Origin of the sequence: Pseudomonas sp. 24 E 13 (assembly GCF_900004715.1) — a bacterium.
GTDB classification, from domain to species: domain Bacteria; phylum Pseudomonadota; class Gammaproteobacteria; order Pseudomonadales; family Pseudomonadaceae; genus Aquipseudomonas; species Aquipseudomonas orientalis_A.
Genome location: NZ_CVTO01000126.1, coordinates 134,030 through 151,274, shown reverse-complemented (window position 1 = coordinate 151,274; position 17,245 = coordinate 134,030). Strand labels below are relative to the sequence as shown.

At 62.0% G+C, this 17,245-nt stretch carries 18 protein-coding genes; 11 read left to right on the top strand and 7 right to left on the bottom strand.

The window, feature by feature from the left end; genetic code table 11:
• Positions 1 to 108: 108 nt before the first annotated feature.
• The 6 genes from BFP90_RS16180 to BFP90_RS16155 form a co-directional block, all read right to left on the bottom strand.
• The gene (locus BFP90_RS16180) at positions 109 to 2,523 is read right to left on the bottom strand and encodes a TonB-dependent siderophore receptor (protein ID WP_065897363.1); all 2,415 of its coding nucleotides are present in this window, start codon (positions 2,521 to 2,523) and stop codon (positions 109 to 111) included.
• 110 nt (positions 2,524 to 2,633) lie between these two features.
• Positions 2,634 to 3,569, bottom strand: coding sequence for a glutathione S-transferase family protein (locus tag BFP90_RS16175; protein WP_065885886.1), 936 nt, complete (start codon positions 3,567 to 3,569; stop codon positions 2,634 to 2,636).
• Between the two features lie 75 nt (positions 3,570 to 3,644).
• Positions 3,645 to 3,917, bottom strand: coding sequence for a GIY-YIG nuclease family protein (locus BFP90_RS16170; protein WP_065895336.1), 273 nt, complete (start codon positions 3,915 to 3,917; stop codon positions 3,645 to 3,647).
• A 36-nt stretch (positions 3,918 to 3,953) separates the two neighbouring features.
• Positions 3,954 to 4,424: a nuclear transport factor 2 family protein gene (locus BFP90_RS16165; RefSeq protein WP_065885884.1), complete on the bottom strand. Its 471-nt coding sequence runs from the start codon at positions 4,422 to 4,424 to the stop codon at positions 3,954 to 3,956.
• Between the two features lie 90 nt (positions 4,425 to 4,514).
• Complete coding sequence (locus BFP90_RS16160) at positions 4,515 to 5,150, bottom strand: response regulator transcription factor (protein ID WP_065895335.1); 636 nt, start codon at positions 5,148 to 5,150, stop codon at positions 4,515 to 4,517.
• Between the two features lie 197 nt (positions 5,151 to 5,347).
• Complete coding sequence (locus BFP90_RS16155) at positions 5,348 to 6,166, bottom strand: response regulator (RefSeq protein ID WP_065895334.1); 819 nt, start codon at positions 6,164 to 6,166, stop codon at positions 5,348 to 5,350.
• A 408-nt stretch (positions 6,167 to 6,574) separates the two neighbouring features.
• Between BFP90_RS16155 and BFP90_RS16150 the strand changes: the two genes are divergently transcribed.
• The 9 genes from BFP90_RS16150 to BFP90_RS16110 all read left to right on the top strand — a co-directional run bounded on the left by BFP90_RS16150 (position 6,575) and on the right by BFP90_RS16110 (position 14,934).
• Complete coding sequence (locus BFP90_RS16150) at positions 6,575 to 7,198, top strand: DUF1120 domain-containing protein (RefSeq protein WP_065897361.1); 624 nt, start codon at positions 6,575 to 6,577, stop codon at positions 7,196 to 7,198.
• A 15-nt stretch (positions 7,199 to 7,213) separates the two neighbouring features.
• The gene (locus BFP90_RS16145) at positions 7,214 to 7,852 is read left to right on the top strand and encodes a DUF1120 domain-containing protein (protein WP_065895343.1); all 639 of its coding nucleotides are present in this window, start codon (positions 7,214 to 7,216) and stop codon (positions 7,850 to 7,852) included.
• A gap of 34 nt (positions 7,853 to 7,886) precedes the next feature.
• Complete coding sequence (locus BFP90_RS16140) at positions 7,887 to 8,507, top strand: DUF1120 domain-containing protein (protein ID WP_065895332.1); 621 nt, start codon at positions 7,887 to 7,889, stop codon at positions 8,505 to 8,507.
• A gap of 11 nt (positions 8,508 to 8,518) precedes the next feature.
• On the top strand, positions 8,519 to 9,136 hold the full coding sequence (locus BFP90_RS16135; protein ID WP_065895331.1) for a DUF1120 domain-containing protein: 618 nt from the start codon (positions 8,519 to 8,521) through the stop codon (positions 9,134 to 9,136).
• A 3-nt stretch (positions 9,137 to 9,139) separates the two neighbouring features.
• A complete protein-coding gene (locus BFP90_RS16130) occupies positions 9,140 to 9,823 on the top strand; it encodes a DUF1120 domain-containing protein (RefSeq protein ID WP_065895330.1) in 684 nt (227 codons plus the stop codon).
• A 33-nt stretch (positions 9,824 to 9,856) separates the two neighbouring features.
• On the top strand, positions 9,857 to 10,561 hold the full coding sequence (locus tag BFP90_RS16125; protein ID WP_065895329.1) for a fimbria/pilus chaperone family protein: 705 nt from the start codon (positions 9,857 to 9,859) through the stop codon (positions 10,559 to 10,561).
• 116 nt (positions 10,562 to 10,677) lie between these two features.
• Positions 10,678 to 13,113: a fimbria/pilus outer membrane usher protein gene (locus tag BFP90_RS16120; RefSeq protein WP_170876027.1), complete on the top strand. Its 2,436-nt coding sequence runs from the start codon at positions 10,678 to 10,680 to the stop codon at positions 13,111 to 13,113.
• An 11-nt stretch (positions 13,114 to 13,124) separates the two neighbouring features.
• Positions 13,125 to 14,264 carry a DUF1120 domain-containing protein gene (locus tag BFP90_RS16115; protein WP_065897357.1) on the top strand — a complete coding sequence of 380 codons (1,140 nt, stop codon included), beginning with the start codon at positions 13,125 to 13,127 and terminating at the stop codon, positions 14,262 to 14,264.
• Between the two features lie 25 nt (positions 14,265 to 14,289).
• Positions 14,290 to 14,934 carry a DUF1120 domain-containing protein gene (locus BFP90_RS16110; protein WP_065895326.1) on the top strand — a complete coding sequence of 215 codons (645 nt, stop codon included), beginning with the start codon at positions 14,290 to 14,292 and terminating at the stop codon, positions 14,932 to 14,934.
• Here the strand turns inward: BFP90_RS16110 and BFP90_RS16105 are convergent.
• Positions 14,931 to 16,196 (bottom strand): CynX/NimT family MFS transporter, encoded by a 1,266-nt coding sequence (locus BFP90_RS16105; RefSeq protein ID WP_065897353.1) that lies wholly within the window; start codon positions 16,194 to 16,196, stop codon positions 14,931 to 14,933. The genes BFP90_RS16110 and BFP90_RS16105 overlap by 4 nt on opposite strands.
• Before the next feature lie 220 nt (positions 16,197 to 16,416).
• Here BFP90_RS16105 and BFP90_RS16100 point away from each other — a divergent pair, with 220 nt between their 5' ends.
• Both BFP90_RS16100 and BFP90_RS16095 read left to right on the top strand, forming a co-directional pair.
• On the top strand, positions 16,417 to 16,728 hold the full coding sequence (locus tag BFP90_RS16100) for a type II toxin-antitoxin system MqsR family toxin (RefSeq protein ID WP_065895324.1): 312 nt from the start codon (positions 16,417 to 16,419) through the stop codon (positions 16,726 to 16,728).
• A complete protein-coding gene (locus BFP90_RS16095) occupies positions 16,725 to 17,204 on the top strand; it encodes a type II toxin-antitoxin system MqsA family antitoxin (RefSeq protein ID WP_065897352.1) in 480 nt (159 codons plus the stop codon). The genes BFP90_RS16100 and BFP90_RS16095 overlap by 4 nt, the downstream gene beginning before the upstream one ends.
• Positions 17,205 to 17,245: the final 41 nt, after the last annotated feature.

The following is a 17,245-nucleotide window of genomic DNA, read 5'->3' as shown; positions in this document are numbered from 1 at the left end:
ATCAAGAGCGACTCGCTTCGCATCGTGGTTACGGTTGGGCGCTACAGAGTTGTGTAGATACCTATGGCTATCGGGGGCAAGCCCCCTCCCACATAAAGCGAACCGCAGTCAGAAAGTGAGGGTGCTGGACACCGACACCTGCCGCGCATCGCCAATAGACACGAACTGCGTGTTCACCGACGAGGTGTAGTAGGTACGGTCAAACAGGTTCTTCACATTGAGCTGGAACTTGACCTTCTGCCCCTCGAGCCGAGTGTCGTAGCTGGCGAACACATCGGCCACGGTATAGCTCGGCAATTCAAAGCTGTTGGCCGCATCCCCTGCCCGCTCACCGACATAACGCGCTCCGGCGCCGACGCGCAGTTGATCACCGCCCAGGATACTGCCGAAGTCATACACCGCCGACAGCGAGCCGGTGTTTTTCGCCACGTTCTGCAGGCGATTGCCTTTGAGGCTCGGGTCTTCGGTGACCTCGGCATCGGTGTAGGCGTAACTGCCGATCAGGCTCCACTTGTCGGTCAACTGGCCGCTGGCATCCACTTCCAGCCCACGGGATCGCACCTTGCCCGCCACGCTGTAGACCGAGGTCAAACCGTCGCCCACCTGCACCAGCACATTGCGTTTATCAATGGTGAACAACGCCGCGCTCGCGGTGATGCGTCCCGGCAGGTCGAACTTGGTACCCAGCTCCCACGCCTTGGATTCTTCAGGGTCCAGGCTGCCATCCAGCACGGTCTTGTTGGCCAACGGCGCGATGGTGGAGTTGGGTTTGAACGACTCGGTATAACTGCCATAGAACGACAGCTCATCGGTGTAGCGATACACCAACCCGGCACGCGGCACCCATTTCTGGCCGTTGCCATCGGTGTTGGCGGTGAACGGCACGCCTTTGCCGGCGTATTGGTCGTACATCTGGTAGCGCGCGCCGCCGACCAGGATCCACTGATCGTTCAGGTGAATGGCGTCCTGGAAGAACAACGAGTCGCTGCGCAGCAGGTCGGTCTGGTTGCTGTCCGGCGCGCTGACTTTGGAGCCCGCCACTTCGTTGCCGTATACCGGGTTGTTGTAGTTGAAAACGCCACGCGGCGTCTGGCGGATCAGGTCGGCGCGGTAGATTTTGCGGTATTCGTCATCCAGGCCGAACACCAGGTCATGCTGCATACCCGCCACATTCACCTTGCCTTCCAGGCTGGCGGTGGCGAAGCGGTCGGTGGTCAGCGCGCCCTGGGTGCCGTCCATGCTGCGGGTCAGGGTGCCGTTGGTGTTGACCTTGACCACGCGTACCTGGCTCGCGTCGTAGGTTTCGCGGTTCCAGCTGTAGCCAAAATGGGCTTTCCAGTCGTCGTTCAGATCATGATCGACGCTGAGGCGGTACAGATCGGAGCGGCCCTCCATGTTGTTGAACGGCTCGTCCAGACGGCGGGTGGCGGGGATATTCAGCGGATGGTTGGTCTTGGGATCGATGGCGGTGCCACGGTCGAACGGCGAAAGAAATTCGCGGTGCTCATAGGCCAACACCACTTGGGTGGTGTCGCCGTACCATGCCAGCGACGGCGCCACCAAGGTCTCGCGGTGGGTGCCGTAGTTGCGCCAGTAGTCTTCATCTTCATGGTCGACGATCAGGCGATAGGCCAGGCCGCTGTCACCCACCGGGCCGGTGGTGTCCAGGCTGCCGCCGCTGCCGTTCTTGCCGCTGCCGAAGGTGGAGCCGCGCGCAGTCAGGGAAGTGGACTGCAGCAGCTCGGGCTTTTTGCTGACGATATTGACCACGCCGCCGGGGTCCTGGATGCCATACAGCAACGACGACGGGCCCTTGAGCACTTCGACACGCTCGGCCGTCGCATTCAAGGCGCGACCCTGCACCACCGGCATGCCGTCCTTCATGATCGAGCCGTTACGGTTGTCGCCAAAACCGCGCAGCATCACCGCGTCCTGGGTACTGCCGAGGGTGTTGGACTGGGTGATACCGCTGATATTGCCCAGCGCATCATCCAGATTGCGCGGTTGTTGATCGCGCAGCACTTGAGCCGGGACCACGTTGACGGTCTGCGGGGTTTCCAGCAACAGGCCACGGGAGCGCATCACCGAGCTGGTCGGCGGCGGCTGGTAGCTGGTGCTGTCCTGGGCGAGGTTGGCGCCGCTGATGGTGGTAGCGCCGAGATTGACCGCGCCATCGGTTGGCACAGGTTCCAGGGCCAGGGTGCGGGCGTCGATCCGGCGGAAGGTGAAGCCTGATTGACCCAGCAGGCGTTGCAGGGCCTGGGTCGCGCTCATTTGCCCGCTGAGCGCCGGGGCGTTGAAACCGTAGGGCGCTTCATCGGTATAGATCACGCTGATGCCGGTCACCCGGCTGAAATCACTCAGGGCCTGAGGCAGCGGTTTGGCTGCCAGGTCAAAATTGAACTGCGCGCTTTGTTGCTCCTGCGCCTGCGCCACCGCCAGGGGCAGCAATGCCACCCCCGACACCATCAGTACCGAGGCTCCCAGCCACTGTTTGACCCAACCGCCCGCCGTCGACTTCATGCTGTGAGAACCCGTGTAGAAAACGCTGTTAATGCGAATTGATCGCAGTTTCATGCACTACACGGATGGGCCGCAGGTTTACCTCACATCAGTGAGTAATTATTTTTTTGTTATTGCGCCTGGATGCGAAACCCCCACCGAGGGAAATGCACGTGCACGGTGCCGCCACGTTCATCAGTACGACGCAGGATCAGTTCTTCGCGCCCGGCAAACAGCAACTCACCGGCCACGGGGTCGACGCCATAGTCGATGGCCGCGATGGTCACCTGCTGTCCCGCCCTGAAGCCGTTCAAGTCCTCGAACGCCTCATCCGGCAGCGGTGCCGGGGTGGCATCGCGGGCGATCTTCAAGGCCTGCTCTGCGGTCATCGGACTGGCTGTGCCGTCGCCAACACTCAACACGCGTTCAAGCCAAGCCAACACGGCCGGATAGGCATCCACAAACGGCGCGGTGACCGGCGTGGCTTTCAGGAACCACAGTGAGTGGGCCAGGGCAAAGTCGGCAATCGAAGGCGCGCCGAACAGGAAATCGCCGGATTCGCGTTGTAGCTGTTGCTCCAGCCGCGTCATGATCGCCGGCCACTGATGCTTGGCCAACTCGGCCGGGAGCTTGCTGGCCGTGCCGCCACTGAACAGCGCGGCGCGGTCGGCGATGAAGGCCTTGATGGCTTCGGGTGGTAATTTGCCGAAACGCACCGCCACCGACTCCGGCTGGAACACCAGGCTCACGGCGTGGGCGAACACGACGCTGTCGGCCCAGGCGGCGAATGCCTGGGTGATCATTTCCTGGCCCGGCGGGAACAGCGCAGGCGCAGCCTTTTCCTGCTCCAGACGACGCGCGATCAGCGCCGTGTCGCAATAGATATCCGCCCCCACCTGCAGCACCGGGGTTTTCCGATAGCCGCCGGTCAAGGCCGTCAGGTCGGGCTTGGGCATCACCGGCGAAATGTGTACGGAATGCCAGGAGAGCCCCTTGAAGCCGAGTAAAAGTCGAGCTTTTTGCGCAAAAGGTGAGGTTGGATAATGATGCAGGATGAGCTCGGACATACGAGGCTCCGGATGGCGAATGAACGAGCAGATTACCGCGCAAAAGGTCCCGACGGTGTAATGGGAACCTATCAGTCAGCGTGATGAGCCACTTGCCGCCAGGCACTCCTTGGCGCTCTTCTTCAATTTCTTGATCAAGCGCTCCTGGCGCAACGCCTCACTCTTGCTCGCGCATTGCTCGGTGTACACCAGCGCTATGGCCGGGCTGGACAGGAAAAACCGCGCGCCCTTGCCGCTCTGGTGCGAAGCGAATCGGCGCACCGGGTCGTTGCTGATACCGCAATACAGCGCGCCATTGGCGGCGCGCACCAGGTAGACGTACCAGGGCTTGGGTTCAGGCGTGCTCACGGATGGATTCGGCAAGGCAAAGGGGCGCCCAGTTTATCAACGACTGGCCTGGAATGCCTTCAAGCCTTTGTTCGCCTGGGCGCGCACGGCGTTTCGCACCAGCGGTGTCCAACCCAGCAGCAGGCCCTTGGTGCCCAACGCCTGGCGCGACCAGCGCCACAGGTCGAACTGATCATGGTGCTCGCAGATCTTGCCCTCGCGAAAGACGAAGCGCGCTTGGATATCGTTGACCACGGTATTGCCGGTCGCGCTGAACAAATAGGTGGCCACCCAGTGTGCACTGCCGGTGCGTTCATCACTGTTTACCTGGTCGAAGGTCAAGGAAAAATCCTTGGCCCGCGTGGTGAGCATGCGCCACATATCCCCCGCGTCACGGCCGCGCAGTTCACCAAAGGCCGGGTCGCTGAACACCACGTCATCGCTGTAGCAGGCGATCATGGCTTCGGCATCCAGACGCTGGAAGGCGCCGTAGAATCGGCTGATCAGGGCGTTGTGGGCATCACTCATGGGCAGGCTCCGCAGGGGTCGAAAGAGTAGGCGCACGATAAGCTGCCCACGCCGCCCTGGCTACTCTCATTCGCCAGGCAAATGGGCGGGCTACGGCGCTATGCCGGTACTGCGGGCGTAGGCGAACAAGTCAACGTCGGTGGAAATACTCAAGCGCTGCATGGCCGTGCTCTTCTGCTTGCTGATCGTGGAGACGCTGCGGTTGACCTGGGCTGCGATCTGGCTGACGGTCATGCCGCTGGCCAACATGCGCACCACCTCGCGCTCCTTGCCCGATAGCTGGGGTTCCCGGGACTGGTCACCGGTGCCGGCCTCCACCAGTTGCATGCGCAGGCATTCGCTGACGAAGGTCTGTCCGGCCTGTATGGCCTTGATCGCCAGGGGCAACTCCTTGGCCGAGGCGCTTTTGGCGACCACCGCCCTGGCGCCATGGGCAAAGGCGGCGCGTAAGGTGGCGACATTGGCGAACATCGTCACCAGAATCACCGGCAACTGCGGATACTGACGATGCAGCAGGCCCAACAGGCAATAACCATCAGCCTGCTGGCCGCCGGGCATGGCGAAGTCGGTGACCAGTACGTCGCACGGTGTATCACCCAGCACGCCTAGCAGTTGATCGGGGCCGTCGGCTTCACCGACCACCTTGCACTTGCCATTCGCCTCGATCACGACTTTTTGCCCGACTCGGACAATGGGGTGATCGTCAGCAATAATTACTCTAAGCATAGGCACCCACGAATGATGGCAACTTGAATCCGCGCAAAATACCTCTGCCTGCGATCATCAACAACTGCTAACAAAGAGCCGCTTGCGGCCGAACCCAATGTTCAGTAGCGGCCACTTTTTGGACTACAACACAATAGGAAAGCGCCTACAGTCAAAACCAGATCGCTGTGGAGATGAATGCTCAGCACCAGCATTCTTCAAATGTCGGACAGGTAATCGAGATAGGTGCACAGCTGTGCCTCGAACCCTTCCAACTGCGCCTTATGCGCAGCGACGCCATCGCACAGGACCTGCCTGATCACACTCACGGCGCTGGTTTCCAGGCCCGCGCCCCCCAGAAACACCAGGCTGCCGATCAACCGATGCAAGTGCTCGGCGGTCAGTGATGCGTTCAACGTCGCACGCGCATGGCGTAACACACGCAGGTCTTCCCAAGCCTCCACCAGCAGGCTTTCCAGCAATTGGTCGACAATGACGTCGCTGCCAAACGTGGCGACCAGCGAAGCACGGGTTGGCCAATTGATAATTGGCATCGCGGCTTCTTTTCCGGCGCGCGGGCCTTCATCGCCCGGCAACCAACGCACCAGTACAGCGTGCAATTGTTCAAGCGTCAGCGGCTTGACCAGCCAGGCATCCATGCCGGCCTTGCGGCAACGTTTCGGGCTGTCGTTTTGCAGATTGGCGGTCAAGGCGATGATCGGCACTCGCTTCAACCTGTTTTCGCGCTCGTGCCGGCGAATGGCGCGGGCCATGCTGTAACCGTCCATGAGGGGCATCCGGCAATCGCTGATGACCAGGTCGAAGGGCCTATGGGTAAAGGCGTCCAACCCCATGAGGCCATTGGCGGCAAGCTGGTGGCCGAGGCTGAGTTTTTGCAGCAGCCAACCCAATAACAGGCGATAGGCCGAATGATCCTCCACCACCAGCACATTCAAGTGCTGCCAATGAGGCCGGGGGGAAAAAGGCGGTTTGACTGTCTGGCTCGCTCCTGCGGTTGAACCTCCTGGCGAGCCCATCAGTACCTCTTCGTGGTGGTTAATCGGGCAGCCGTTTGCGGCATTGGCGCAGTCGCCAGGGCGAGCTGTCACGCAGCAGCGCCAGACATACCCTTTCGAAGGTTATCGACCGCAGCACCTATAACCTTTCAAGTCCATTCAAGCCCATACAACAACTACGAAAAGCACCGCGAAACAGCCTTCAAAACAGCGCGCCAGCCACGCCTGGCCAATGTCGTATTAGTTGTATTTCCCCCTCGCAGCCCCCTCGCTAAATTGTGTCCACCCCAAAAAGAGGGAAGGTTTGCCACTCCCCGGCAACCGCAAAAAACTTCGAAACCGCCGCCAAGCCAACCCCCTCGCTCACTCAGGAACGGGCGTTGACCTGCACGCGTTTCAATCTGCCCGACTGCAATGGAATGAGTTGAAATGAAAACCCCTGTATCCCTGTTGAGCAGTGCCCTGCTGCTCGCCATGACCTCCGCGGTGTTCGCCGCCAGCAGCGTCGACCTGACCGTCAAAGGGCTGATCACACCCAGTGCCTGTACACCCAGCCTGCCAGGTGATGTGGACTTCGGGAAAATCGCCGCAAAAGACCTGAACCTCGACAAAACCACCACGCTTGAGCGCAAGACCGTGCAACTGAGCGTCAACTGCGATGCGGCGACGCTGTTCGCCATTGACCCCATCGACAACCGGGTCGGCTCCGCTATCTACCCTGGCTCCTTCGGGCTGGGCATGATCAACGAAAACCAGAAGCTGGGCAGGTATCAATTGGCGTTCAGCAACCCCGTCGCCGAGATCCCCTCCACGCTCCTGGCCAGGTACAACGGCGAGGAACGTTGGAGCCAGTTGATGCCTGACGATGGCATCGCCCCCAACGACCTGGTGGCACTGGGCAGTCGTGGCGACACCGGTTGGGCGCCGCACCCGATCAAGGACGCGATCCTGGACGTCACGCTCTACACCTCCATTGCCCCGGCAAGAGACCTGACCTTGACCGACGAAGTGGCGATCGACGGTTCCGCGACCTTTGAAGTCAAGTACCTGTAAATGGACGCTTCCACCATGAAAACCTCCCTGTGCCTGTTGAGCGCTGCCCTGCTGCTCACCATGACCGCCTCGGTGTTTGCCGCCAGCAGCGTCGACCTGGCCGTCAAAGGGCTGATCACGCCCAGCGCCTGCACCCCCACGCTGGCCCAGGGCGGTGTTGCCGACTATGGAAAGATCGCCGCCAGGGATCTTCGCGAAAACCAATCCACCCCCCTGCCGGCCACCACCCTGCAACTGAACCTGAGCTGCGAGGCGGCAACGCTGTTTGCACTCGACGGTGTGGACAATCGCGCCGGCTCCTCGAACAGCCCCGACGATTACTCCTACGGCCTGGGGGTTATCAACGACACGGAGCGGGTGGGCAATTTTGTCATCATCGTCAGGGATTACCTCGCAGACGGCCTGCCGGTGAGCAAGCTGGTCTCAACAAACAACGGAACCACCTGGAACGAGAACAGTGAGGACGCCATCTGGATGCGCGGCCGACTCACCGCCTTCGGGAACAACGCCAATGGAAACTGGGCGCCCATCGCGATCAAGACGCTGAACAGCAGCCTGGTGGTACACCCCTTTATCGCCGCGTCCAGTGAGTTGACCCTGACCCGGGAACAACCGATCGATGGCTCCGCCACCCTGGAAGTGGTGTACCTCTAACCCTTCATCTTTCGTACTAAGGAAGGTTTAAACGATGACTTACCTGAGCGCTGTTCCCTTGGCCGTCCTCTTGTTGGGCGCCTCATCTTTCACGCTGGCAGGCAGCAGCCAGGACCTCACGGTCAAGGGCATCATCACCCCGAGTGCCTGCGCGCCCATGGTCTCCGGTGATGGCACGGTTGACTTCGGCAAGGTATCAGTCAGAGACCTCAACCCCGACACCTACACCGACCTGCCCAGAGAAACCATGCTGCTGAGCGTGCGTTGTGAAGGGCCGACTATTTTCACCCTGAACACCATCGACAACCGCGCCGGCACCACCGCCAGCCACTTCGCCTGGCATGGCCTGGGCGTGACAGCCAACGATGAAAAAGTCGGCGATGCCGGGCTCGGCCTGTACAGGCCAGTGGCCGATGGCGTGCCGGTACGCACCATCACCTCCCGGGATGGCGGCGTGACCTGGATGCCCTCGGTGATGCTCAGCCATACCTTGCTGACGGCGGTCGCCGACAACGACGGCCTGGCGCCGATTGCGGTCCAGGCGCTGGACGCCGAAATACGCCTGATCACGCACATCGCCCCCGCCAGCAGCCTGACGCTGACCGACGAAGTGCCCATCGACGGCCACGCCACTGTGCAAGTCAATTACCTCTAAGGAGCTCCCCGATGAAAACCCGATTGACCACCCTGGCCGCCAGCGTACTGCTGCTCAACTCGGCAACGACCTTTGCCGCGTCCAGCGTGGACCTGACCGTCAAGGGCCTGATCGTGCCCAGCGCCTGCACCCCCAGCCTTTCCGGCGGCGGCGTGATCGACCACGGCAAGGTGTCCGCCAAGGATTTGCACCCGGACAGGGGAACGGCGATTGGGGTGAATACCCTGTCGATGAGCGTCAACTGTGACGCGCCGATCCAGTTTGCCCTGCACCCCATCGATAACCGCGCGGCCTCAGGCCTAAGCACGGACTTCGGCCTGGGCTTTATCAATGAAACCCAGAAGCTGGGCCACTTCTCCCTCACGTGGCGCGGCATGGTTGCCGACGGCGTGAGCGTTCAACCCATCGCATCAATGGACCAGGGCAAAACCTGGTACGCCGAGAAATTCTGGGAACCGAGCATGTACATGGCGGCGGCGTCGATGAGCGACGACACCCAGCCGCTGTCGATCAAAGACCTGAGCGTGGATCTGGAAGTGCTCACGATCATCAACCGCGCCGACAGCCTGGACCTTAGCAATGAAGTCACCATCGATGGCTCGGCCACCCTTGAAGTGAAGTACCTCTAACCTATGGCCGCCCATCCTCCGACCACCTGCAGGCATGGGCTGCGTCTTACGTTGCCCGAGCCCTGTAGATGGATGCGCATCTTCATCGCCGGGCTTTGCCTGGCCACGATGACCGCAGCCCATGGGGCTTCGGTCGTCGATCTGACGGTCACCGGCCGGGTAACCCCGGATGCCTGCCATATCGAGCTGACCCATGACGGCACCGTCGATCACGGCAAGATTGCGTCCCACAGCCTCAAAGACGACGAGTTCACCGTGCTGCCGATCCAGATGCTCGAACTGCGCGTGCAGTGCGCCAGGCCCATGCTGTTTGCGCTGGTGGGCATCGATAATCGCGCCGACTCTTCGTCGGCTCCCGATTATTTCTACGGGCTGGGCAGGAACATCCACGTCCCCGAAGAGCGCCTGGGCTCCGTGGCGCTGGCCTATCGCAACGCGGTGGGCGACGCGCAGCCCATGCAGGTATTGGCCTCCGCCGACAACGGTGAAACCTGGTCGCAGGAGCCCAATGCCTACCCCGGTACCCATATGGCCTTTGCACCGACGGGTGACCGTCAACCCGACTTCATCAGCCAGTTGATCGTCCAGCTTCAAGTGAGCACCGCCATCAACTTCTCGCGTTACCTGACCCTGGACCAGGAAGTCCCGCTCGACGGAGCCATCGTTCTGGACCTGCGCTACCTCTGATCGATCCTCTTTTCGGCCTAATGGAAACCCGTCATGACGACGACATTCTCAAACACCGCTGTGGGCCTCCTTGCCTTGTTCCTCGTGCTCGGCAATCAGGTAAAAGCCGACGGTATGGTCCCGGACACCTCCGTGGTAATCGTGCATGAAGAAGACGGCGAAGCGTCCGTGTCGGTGACCAACACCGACAACCAGCTCGCCCTTTTGCATGTCACCTTGCAGGATATTGCGGAGGACACCGAACCATTGCTGGTGGTGACGCCGCCGCTGTCACGGGTCGAAGCGTCCAAATCCCAGCTGGTGCGTTTCATTTTGCAAAACCAGCAGCCATTGCTCACCCAACGGCTTAAACGCGTGGTGTTCGAAGGCATGCCCCAAGGCCGCGCAGCCACCGCCGCCGGGCATGCCCGCGTGGGCGTGACCGTGCGCCAGAACCTGCCGGTGATCGTGCACCCCAAGGGCCTGGCCCCCAACCGCACACCCTGGACCGACCTGACCTGGACACTGCGCGACGGCCAGTTGCAGGTGCGCAACGACACGCCGTATGTGGTGCGGCTGGCGCAGGAGCTGCGACTGCTGCCCGGCGACGGCAGGGCCATGCTGCCGCGCACCTACGTACTGCCGGGCGAAGCCTTGAGCGTCCCGGCCAGCGGTAGCCAGGCACGTACGGTCAGGCTGCAACCGGCCACCGTGTACGGGTTTGCGGTCAAGGCCTACGACGCACCGATCAGTTTCTGACGCAACACCCAGGCGGCATCATCCACCGCCGCCTGAGTCACGCAGTGACCGCTCATTGAGCGTCACCCGAACGCCTGGACCACAAGCCCTAGGCGTTCACCACCCGAGTACCTTGCTTGAAAACAGTATTGAGTTACCGTGACGGCGAAGCCGTGCCCGATCCCTCTGCCGGCGCCGCCCTGCCGCTGGTGTTGCTGCTGTGTGCGCTGCTACCGGCCAGGGTCTGCGCCGAGGATGCCAGCCCGTCCGGATTCGATGCACAGACCTTGCATCAACGTGGCATCGATCCGCAGTTGGCCAGCCTGTTGCTTTCTGCACCGCGCTACGCGGCCGGGCAACATACCGTCAATCTGCGCGTCAACGGTCAGCCCCGTGGCCGCTTGGCGGTGAATTTCGATCAGCAGGGCAATCTGTGCTTTGACCGCACCTTGCTGGACGGCGCCCAGCTGATGCGTGCCGATGAGGCGGCCGGGTGCGAGGATTTCCTTGTCCGCTACCCGCAAACCCTGGTGGAGCCGGACCCGGCAACGCTGACGGTGTCGCTGGTGGTACCCACCCAAGCCCTGCGCACGGTGCAGCAGGATATCTCCGGCTACCAAACCGGTGGGTTAGCCGGGCTGCTCAACTACGACCTCAGCGGCTTCTACAATCGCTTCGGTGATGACGCCAGTCGCTTTGGCTCGGCCAATACCGAGGTGGGATTCAATGCCGGCGACTGGATCGTGCGCAGTCGCCAGGTGCAGACCTGGCAGGATGGCCTGTCACGCAGCACCCACTTGGAAGCCTATGCCCAGCGCACCTTCGCCAGCCACCAGGCGGTACTCCAGGCAGGGCAAATCAACCTGTACAACCCGGTACTGTCCGGCGCGCAGATCACCGGCGTGCAGGTGCTCACCGAACACGCCCTTCAAGAACAGGGCCAGGGCGCGCAGATCCAGGGCATCGCCAACAGCCCGGCCCAGGTGGAGGTGCGCCAGAACGGCGCGTTGATTCATTCCACCGTCGTGCCCGCCGGGCCCTTTACCCTCACCGATGTGCGTCGCTTGAACACGCGCTCGGACGTCGAAGTCACGGTCAAGGAAAGCATCGGCGGCGAGCGGCGTTTTACCGTGCCGGCGGCGATGCTCGGGCTCGGGCTGCCGGCGCCGGGTTACTCCGTGGCGGCGGGCCGGGTGCGCAATGTGGGCGATGCCAAAGGCGATGATCCGTGGGTAATCAGTGGCGGCTGGACCGGCGCTCTGCACCCGCAGTTGACCCTGGGCACGGGCGTGCTGGCGGCCAGTGAATACCGCTCGATGGGCGCCACCCTGGGCGTGTTGCCGTGGCTGGATAGTCAGCTTCAGTTGTCCACTCAACTGTCCAACACCCAGGCCCGGGAAAAGGTGTCCGGCATACAGACAGATCTTTCCTGGTCCCAGCGCCTGGGCGAGCGATGGTCGATCAGCGCAGCCAATTCCTGGCGCAGCATCGGCTACCGCGAACTCGAAGAAAGCACTTACGCGCGCGACGACAACCACCGCGATTCGCGCTACCGCGACCAGCAAAGCCTCAACCTGGGCTGGTCCCACCCACGATTGGGTGCATTCAGCGCCGGGGTGTCGCGCTCGGCCAATTTTGCCGGCGACAGCAGCAGCCGTGCGCTGGCCTCCTGGGGCACAAGCCTGGGCGTGGTGTCGTTGTCAGCCAGTGCCGAGTGGCAAATGGGCGGTCGCCAGCAGCAGGACAACGCGGTGTACCTCACGATCGGCGTGCCGTTGGGCGAGAGTCGCCGGCTACGTAGCTGGGTGCGTAATTCCGGCGGCCAGAACCGCACCGGGCTGGGCATCACGGAACAGATCGACGACCAACTCGGCTATCGCGTCAGCGCCGAACACGACAGCAGCGACCATCAGGTGGAAACCACCCTGGGCGTGTCGGCATTGCCGCGCTACAGCCAGCTCGACGTGAGCTACAGCCGCTCCGATGCCGAGCGCTCCAGCTACCAGGGCAGTGCGCGCGGCGGTGTGGTGCTGCACGGCGGCGGCGTGACCTTTTCCCCCTACCCGGTGCGTGACACCTTCGCCCTGGCATCGGTGGGCGACATGAGCGGCATCAAGCTCAACACCCCCAGCGGCCCGGTATGGACCGACTGGCAAGGCCAGGCCGTGGTGCCGCAAGTGGCTGCCTACGGTCGCAGCCCGGTGGAAGTGCAGACGCGTTCATTGCCGCGCAACGCCGATATCAATAACGGCCTGGCAATGATCTCGGCCGGACGCGGTGCCGTGGAGCGCGTCGAATTCGGCGTCGGCCTGACCCGCCGCCTGTTGCTCACCGTCAGCACGGAACAGGGCGAACCGCTGCCCGCAGGGGCCTCCGTCAGCAGCGCTGATGGCGAGTTCATCACCCTGGTGCAGGACAGCAGCCAGGTGTTCCTGCCCAATGTGCTGGACCAATCGACGCTGTGGATAACCACGCCGCAAGGGCGTCGTTGCCAATTGCGCTACTCACTGCCGGAAAAAGCCGACCCCTCGGTGTACTTCGAAACGGCCCCCGCACGCTGTCATGCACCTTGAGGATTTCCGCCATGCCCCTTGCAACCTGCTTGCGTCAACTGTGCCTGTGGCTGTTGATCGGCGTCGCCGGCACTGCCCAGGCCATGGACGAATGCCAACTGAACGTCAGCGAACCGCTGCTGGATTTCGGCCTGATGAACCGCCTGGCGCAAAGCGACGGCGCGCCGGAACGCCTGCTCGGCGAACGCCGTCTGAGTGTGACCGTCAACTGCCCGCAGGCCGAAGACCTCAGCCTGTTCTACCGTGCAAAAGCCGCCAGCCCACAGCGCCTGCGGTTTACCGAACACGGCAGCTATGCCATTGAGGCCGGGAATGCCCTGCTCGATGGCCGGGCGGTGGAACTGGGTTTGCTGCCGGCCGTGGGTCAGGCACCCGTCGCCAATGGCAGCGTCGTGCAATGGCGACCCGGTCATGGCATCGCGCCGGTCGAACGAGGCGCTGTGCTCACGGGAAAAACCCTGGCGCTGCAATTGACCGTGCGCGCCTGGGCTGACCCTGCCGCCACCCAAGTGCGCGATGCCACCACCTGGGAAATCTCCGACATGCTGTACGGCGCACGCCATGGGCGCTACCGCGAACTGACGCTGCGTGCGCACTTTGCCCCGATCGCGTGCCTGCCGACGCTATCCGACCAGGGTGTGGTGGACTACGGCACTTTGTATGCCAAAGACCTCAACAGCAGCACTGAAACGCCCTTGCCCACTCGCACCCTGCGCCTGAACGTGACGTGCGACGCGCCGATCCGCTTCGCCCTGCACATGAAGGACAACCGCGATGGCTCGGCCACCGGCGGCATCGACGAAACCGCCTATGGCCTGGACCTGGATGCGAGCCGTGGCAAGATCGGGCGCTTTTACCTCACCCTCGATCCGGCGGAGTTCAGTGCCGATACCTTCCCCGCGTTGTACCGCACCGACTCCACCAGCAATGGCGTGGCGTGGAGCAGTTCCACCGCGCGGCAAATCCCCATGGCCGCCAACAGCATCATGGGGTTTACCGACAAAACCGGCGTCACCAGCGGGCCAGTGGCCCTGCAGACCCTGACCGGCACGATGCGCATCAAGACTTATCTTGCGCCCATGCAAACCCTGGACCTGCGCGAGGTCGTGCGGATCAACGGTTCCGGCACGCTCGAAATCGTCTACCCCTGAGCCATCACTGTGAGGAGTCCGTCCCATGAAAACCCGTCTCTTTTCCAGCCTGTTGCTACTGGCCAGCACCCCCTCGGTACTGGCCGCCTCGACTGTGGACCTGAGTGTCCATGGCCTGATCACTCCCGCCGCCTGCTCACCGCAGCTGTCCAGCGGCGGCCTGATCGACTACGGCAAGATCGCCCGGCAGGACCTGAACCTGGAGACCGCCACGCGCCTGCCGCCAAAGACCCTGCATATTGGCATCGCCTGCAATGGCCCCGTGCGCTATGCCTTGCGCATGCGCGACAACCGTGACGGTTCAGCCATGGTCAACAGCGAGATTTATTACGGCCTGGGGTTCGATAACAGCGGCAATCGCCTGGGGGTTTACTCCATGACCTTCGACCCAAGGCAAACCCAGGCCGGCAACACCGCGCAGGTCTATGGCACCGAATCCACCACCGGTGGCCTGGCGTGGCGCACGTCCAATCTCAACCCCATCGACATCGGTTCCAGAAGCTACCTGGGCTTTACCGCTGTCGAAGGCAGCGTCAGCGGGCCCACGGCCATCAGTCTCCTGGACGGCATTGTCACGGTGCAGACCGTGATCAATGCCCGGCAGAACCTGGACTTGAGCGTGGAGACCGCGCTTGATGGATCGGCCACGCTGGAAGTGGTGTACCTCTAGACTTGCTCGCTGGTGACTTGCACGTAGCGCGCACGCCCGGCACCGAGGCCCGCGACGATAGCCCCCAGGCCGATCACGGCGAAAATCCAGCCGATGGCTGTCCAGCCGCCGGTCCAGTCATGCACCAGGCCGACCGCGAAAGGGCCGAGAGACGCCAGGGTGTAACCGATGCCCTGGGCCATGCTCGACAGGTTGGCCGCCACGTGGGAATCGCGTGAACGCAACACGATCAAGGTCAGCGCCAGGCTGAAGGTACCGCCCTGCCCCAGGCCCAACACAATCGCCCACCCCCATAAGCCCTCCAGCGGTGCGTAAAGACAACCGAACAAACCGCCCAGGGTCAGCAGCATCACCACCACGATTGCCAGGCGCTGATCCTTGCCACGGGTGGCGAGCCAGGGGGCGGCAAGGGAGCTGAGCAGTTGCACGATGATCGAACCGGATAATGCCAACCCGGCCTCGGTGGCGCTCAGGCCACGACCGATCAGGATCGACGGCAACCAGCCGAACACGATGTAGGCCAGCGACGATTGCAGGCCCATGTAGAGCGTGACCTGCCAGGCCAGTGGGTCGCGCAGCAGACCCTTTACACGATAAGTAACGCGGTGGCTGCCGTGTCGTTGGCCGACCTGCGGCAACCAGACCAATGCCGCCGCCAGCGCCGGCAGTATCCAGAAGCCCAGGCCAATGGTCCAACGGTCACCAAAGTAGTGACTCAACGGCACGGTAGCGCCCGCTGCCATGGCGGCGCCCAGGCACAACGCCATGGTGTAGACCCCGGTCATGGTCCCGGCCTGCCTGGCGAAATCACGCTTGACGATGCCCGGCAACAGCACGCCGATGATGCCGATGCTCGCACCGGCAATCAGGCTGCCGACGAACAGGCCCACTTCGCCGAACGAACTGCGCAGGATGATCCCGGCGGCCAGGGTCAATAGAATGCCCAGCACCACGCGCTCGGCGCCAAAACGTCGCGCCAGCATCGGCGCGGTCGGCGCGAACAGGCCCAGGCACAGCACCGGCAAGGTGGTCAGCAAGCCGGCCTTGGCGGCCGACAAACCCAGGCTGCTGGAGACTTCAGCCAGCAGCGGCGACAGGCTCGACAGCGCCGGGCGCAGGTTCAGCGCCACCAGAACCAGGCCGAGCAACAGCAACCAGGGTCGCGCCACGCTCGGCTGCGCGCGTTGCACACCCTCATCGTCGGCCTCGGCGTCAATCAGCAGCTCTTCAAGTTCAGTCTTGCGTTGCGTTTCAGGGGTCATTGATCAACTGCCGGCAGAGGGATTTGGCGCGTTGCGGATCTTGCCGAGCGCAGTGCCTGCAGCTCGCCTGCAGTACGGCCAATCATGGGATGAATTTTCCCACAGGCTATTCGGAGCTGCCTACAAAGGCAACGCACTAGGGTTCTTAGGCAGGAAAAGGAGCAGTATTTTCGATTGGTAAAATTACCCTTAGAGGGTAATTATTGGCCTCAGGTGTCTTATGGAAAAGTACACACCTCATTACGATTTGGCGGTGATAAAGGCGGATGTCAGGCGGCTTGGAGACCAGGCATTTACCGCAACTGCCAGGACCACAGGAAGGAAACTCGGTTTCACAATCCATGAAATGCGAGAGATCGTTTGTCAATTGCAAGCAAGGATGTTGTACAAATCAATGACTTCCTATGCCGACCATAGGGTCTGGCAGGACGTGTACCACATCAGTTCACACGGCATGGAGATTTACATAAAGGTCACTTACTGCATAGGCGGCACCCCACCGGTAATCTCCTTCAAGGAGTGCAACTCATGAAAACCCAACAATGCTGTATATGCGGTGCGCCCGAAGGAATGACACGCTTCGAGGGGCGCAGCGAAACCCTTAGCGTCAAAGGGATGGAGCGTCGTGTTGATGACCTTTCTGGCTGGGAATGCCATGTATGCCGGGACGGCATGTATGACCCCGATAGCTCAGCGCGCCACGCGAAAGCAGGTGATGAACTCATCCACGCTGCACGAAAAATGATCGGCACCGAGATGAAACGCATCCGCCGTAAGCTGCATCTCACACAAAAAGAAACGGTGGAGCTTTTGTCAGGCGGTGGCCACAACGCGTTTTCACGCTACGAACGCGGTGAGCTCCTGCCACCCAAACCCCTGGTGCTACTGATGCGGTTATTGGATCGCTACCCGCACCTGCTAGCTGATGCCAAGGTATTGGCCGAGGGTGCTGACATGCGGGGGTTCACCCATACCGTCAACACAGAGCATGAGGCGAAAATTTCATAGCCTTCAAGCAATAAACCCGGCACCAGGCCGGGTTTATTTTT

Coding starts and splice junctions, on each gene's coding strand:
- BFP90_RS16180 (WP_065897363.1), bottom strand. CDS start 2,523: ATGAAGTCGACGGCGGGCGGTTGGGTCAAACAGTGGCTGGGAGCCTCG.
- BFP90_RS16175 (WP_065885886.1), bottom strand. CDS start 3,569: ATGTCCGAGCTCATCCTGCATCATTATCCAACCTCACCTTTTGCGCAA.
- BFP90_RS16165 (WP_065885884.1), bottom strand. CDS start 4,424: ATGAGTGATGCCCACAACGCCCTGATCAGCCGATTCTACGGCGCCTTC.
- BFP90_RS16160 (WP_065895335.1), bottom strand. CDS start 5,150: ATGCTTAGAGTAATTATTGCTGACGATCACCCCATTGTCCGAGTCGGG.
- BFP90_RS16155 (WP_065895334.1), bottom strand. CDS start 6,166: ATGGGCTCGCCAGGAGGTTCAACCGCAGGAGCGAGCCAGACAGTCAAA.
- BFP90_RS16150 (WP_065897361.1), top strand. CDS start 6,575: ATGAAAACCCCTGTATCCCTGTTGAGCAGTGCCCTGCTGCTCGCCATG.
- BFP90_RS16145 (WP_065895343.1), top strand. CDS start 7,214: ATGAAAACCTCCCTGTGCCTGTTGAGCGCTGCCCTGCTGCTCACCATG.
- BFP90_RS16140 (WP_065895332.1), top strand. CDS start 7,887: ATGACTTACCTGAGCGCTGTTCCCTTGGCCGTCCTCTTGTTGGGCGCC.
- BFP90_RS16135 (WP_065895331.1), top strand. CDS start 8,519: ATGAAAACCCGATTGACCACCCTGGCCGCCAGCGTACTGCTGCTCAAC.
- BFP90_RS16130 (WP_065895330.1), top strand. CDS start 9,140: ATGGCCGCCCATCCTCCGACCACCTGCAGGCATGGGCTGCGTCTTACG.
- BFP90_RS16125 (WP_065895329.1), top strand. CDS start 9,857: ATGACGACGACATTCTCAAACACCGCTGTGGGCCTCCTTGCCTTGTTC.
- BFP90_RS16115 (WP_065897357.1), top strand. CDS start 13,125: ATGCCCCTTGCAACCTGCTTGCGTCAACTGTGCCTGTGGCTGTTGATC.
- BFP90_RS16110 (WP_065895326.1), top strand. CDS start 14,290: ATGAAAACCCGTCTCTTTTCCAGCCTGTTGCTACTGGCCAGCACCCCC.
- BFP90_RS16105 (WP_065897353.1), bottom strand. CDS start 16,196: ATGACCCCTGAAACGCAACGCAAGACTGAACTTGAAGAGCTGCTGATT.
- BFP90_RS16100 (WP_065895324.1), top strand. CDS start 16,417: ATGGAAAAGTACACACCTCATTACGATTTGGCGGTGATAAAGGCGGAT.
- BFP90_RS16095 (WP_065897352.1), top strand. CDS start 16,725: ATGAAAACCCAACAATGCTGTATATGCGGTGCGCCCGAAGGAATGACA.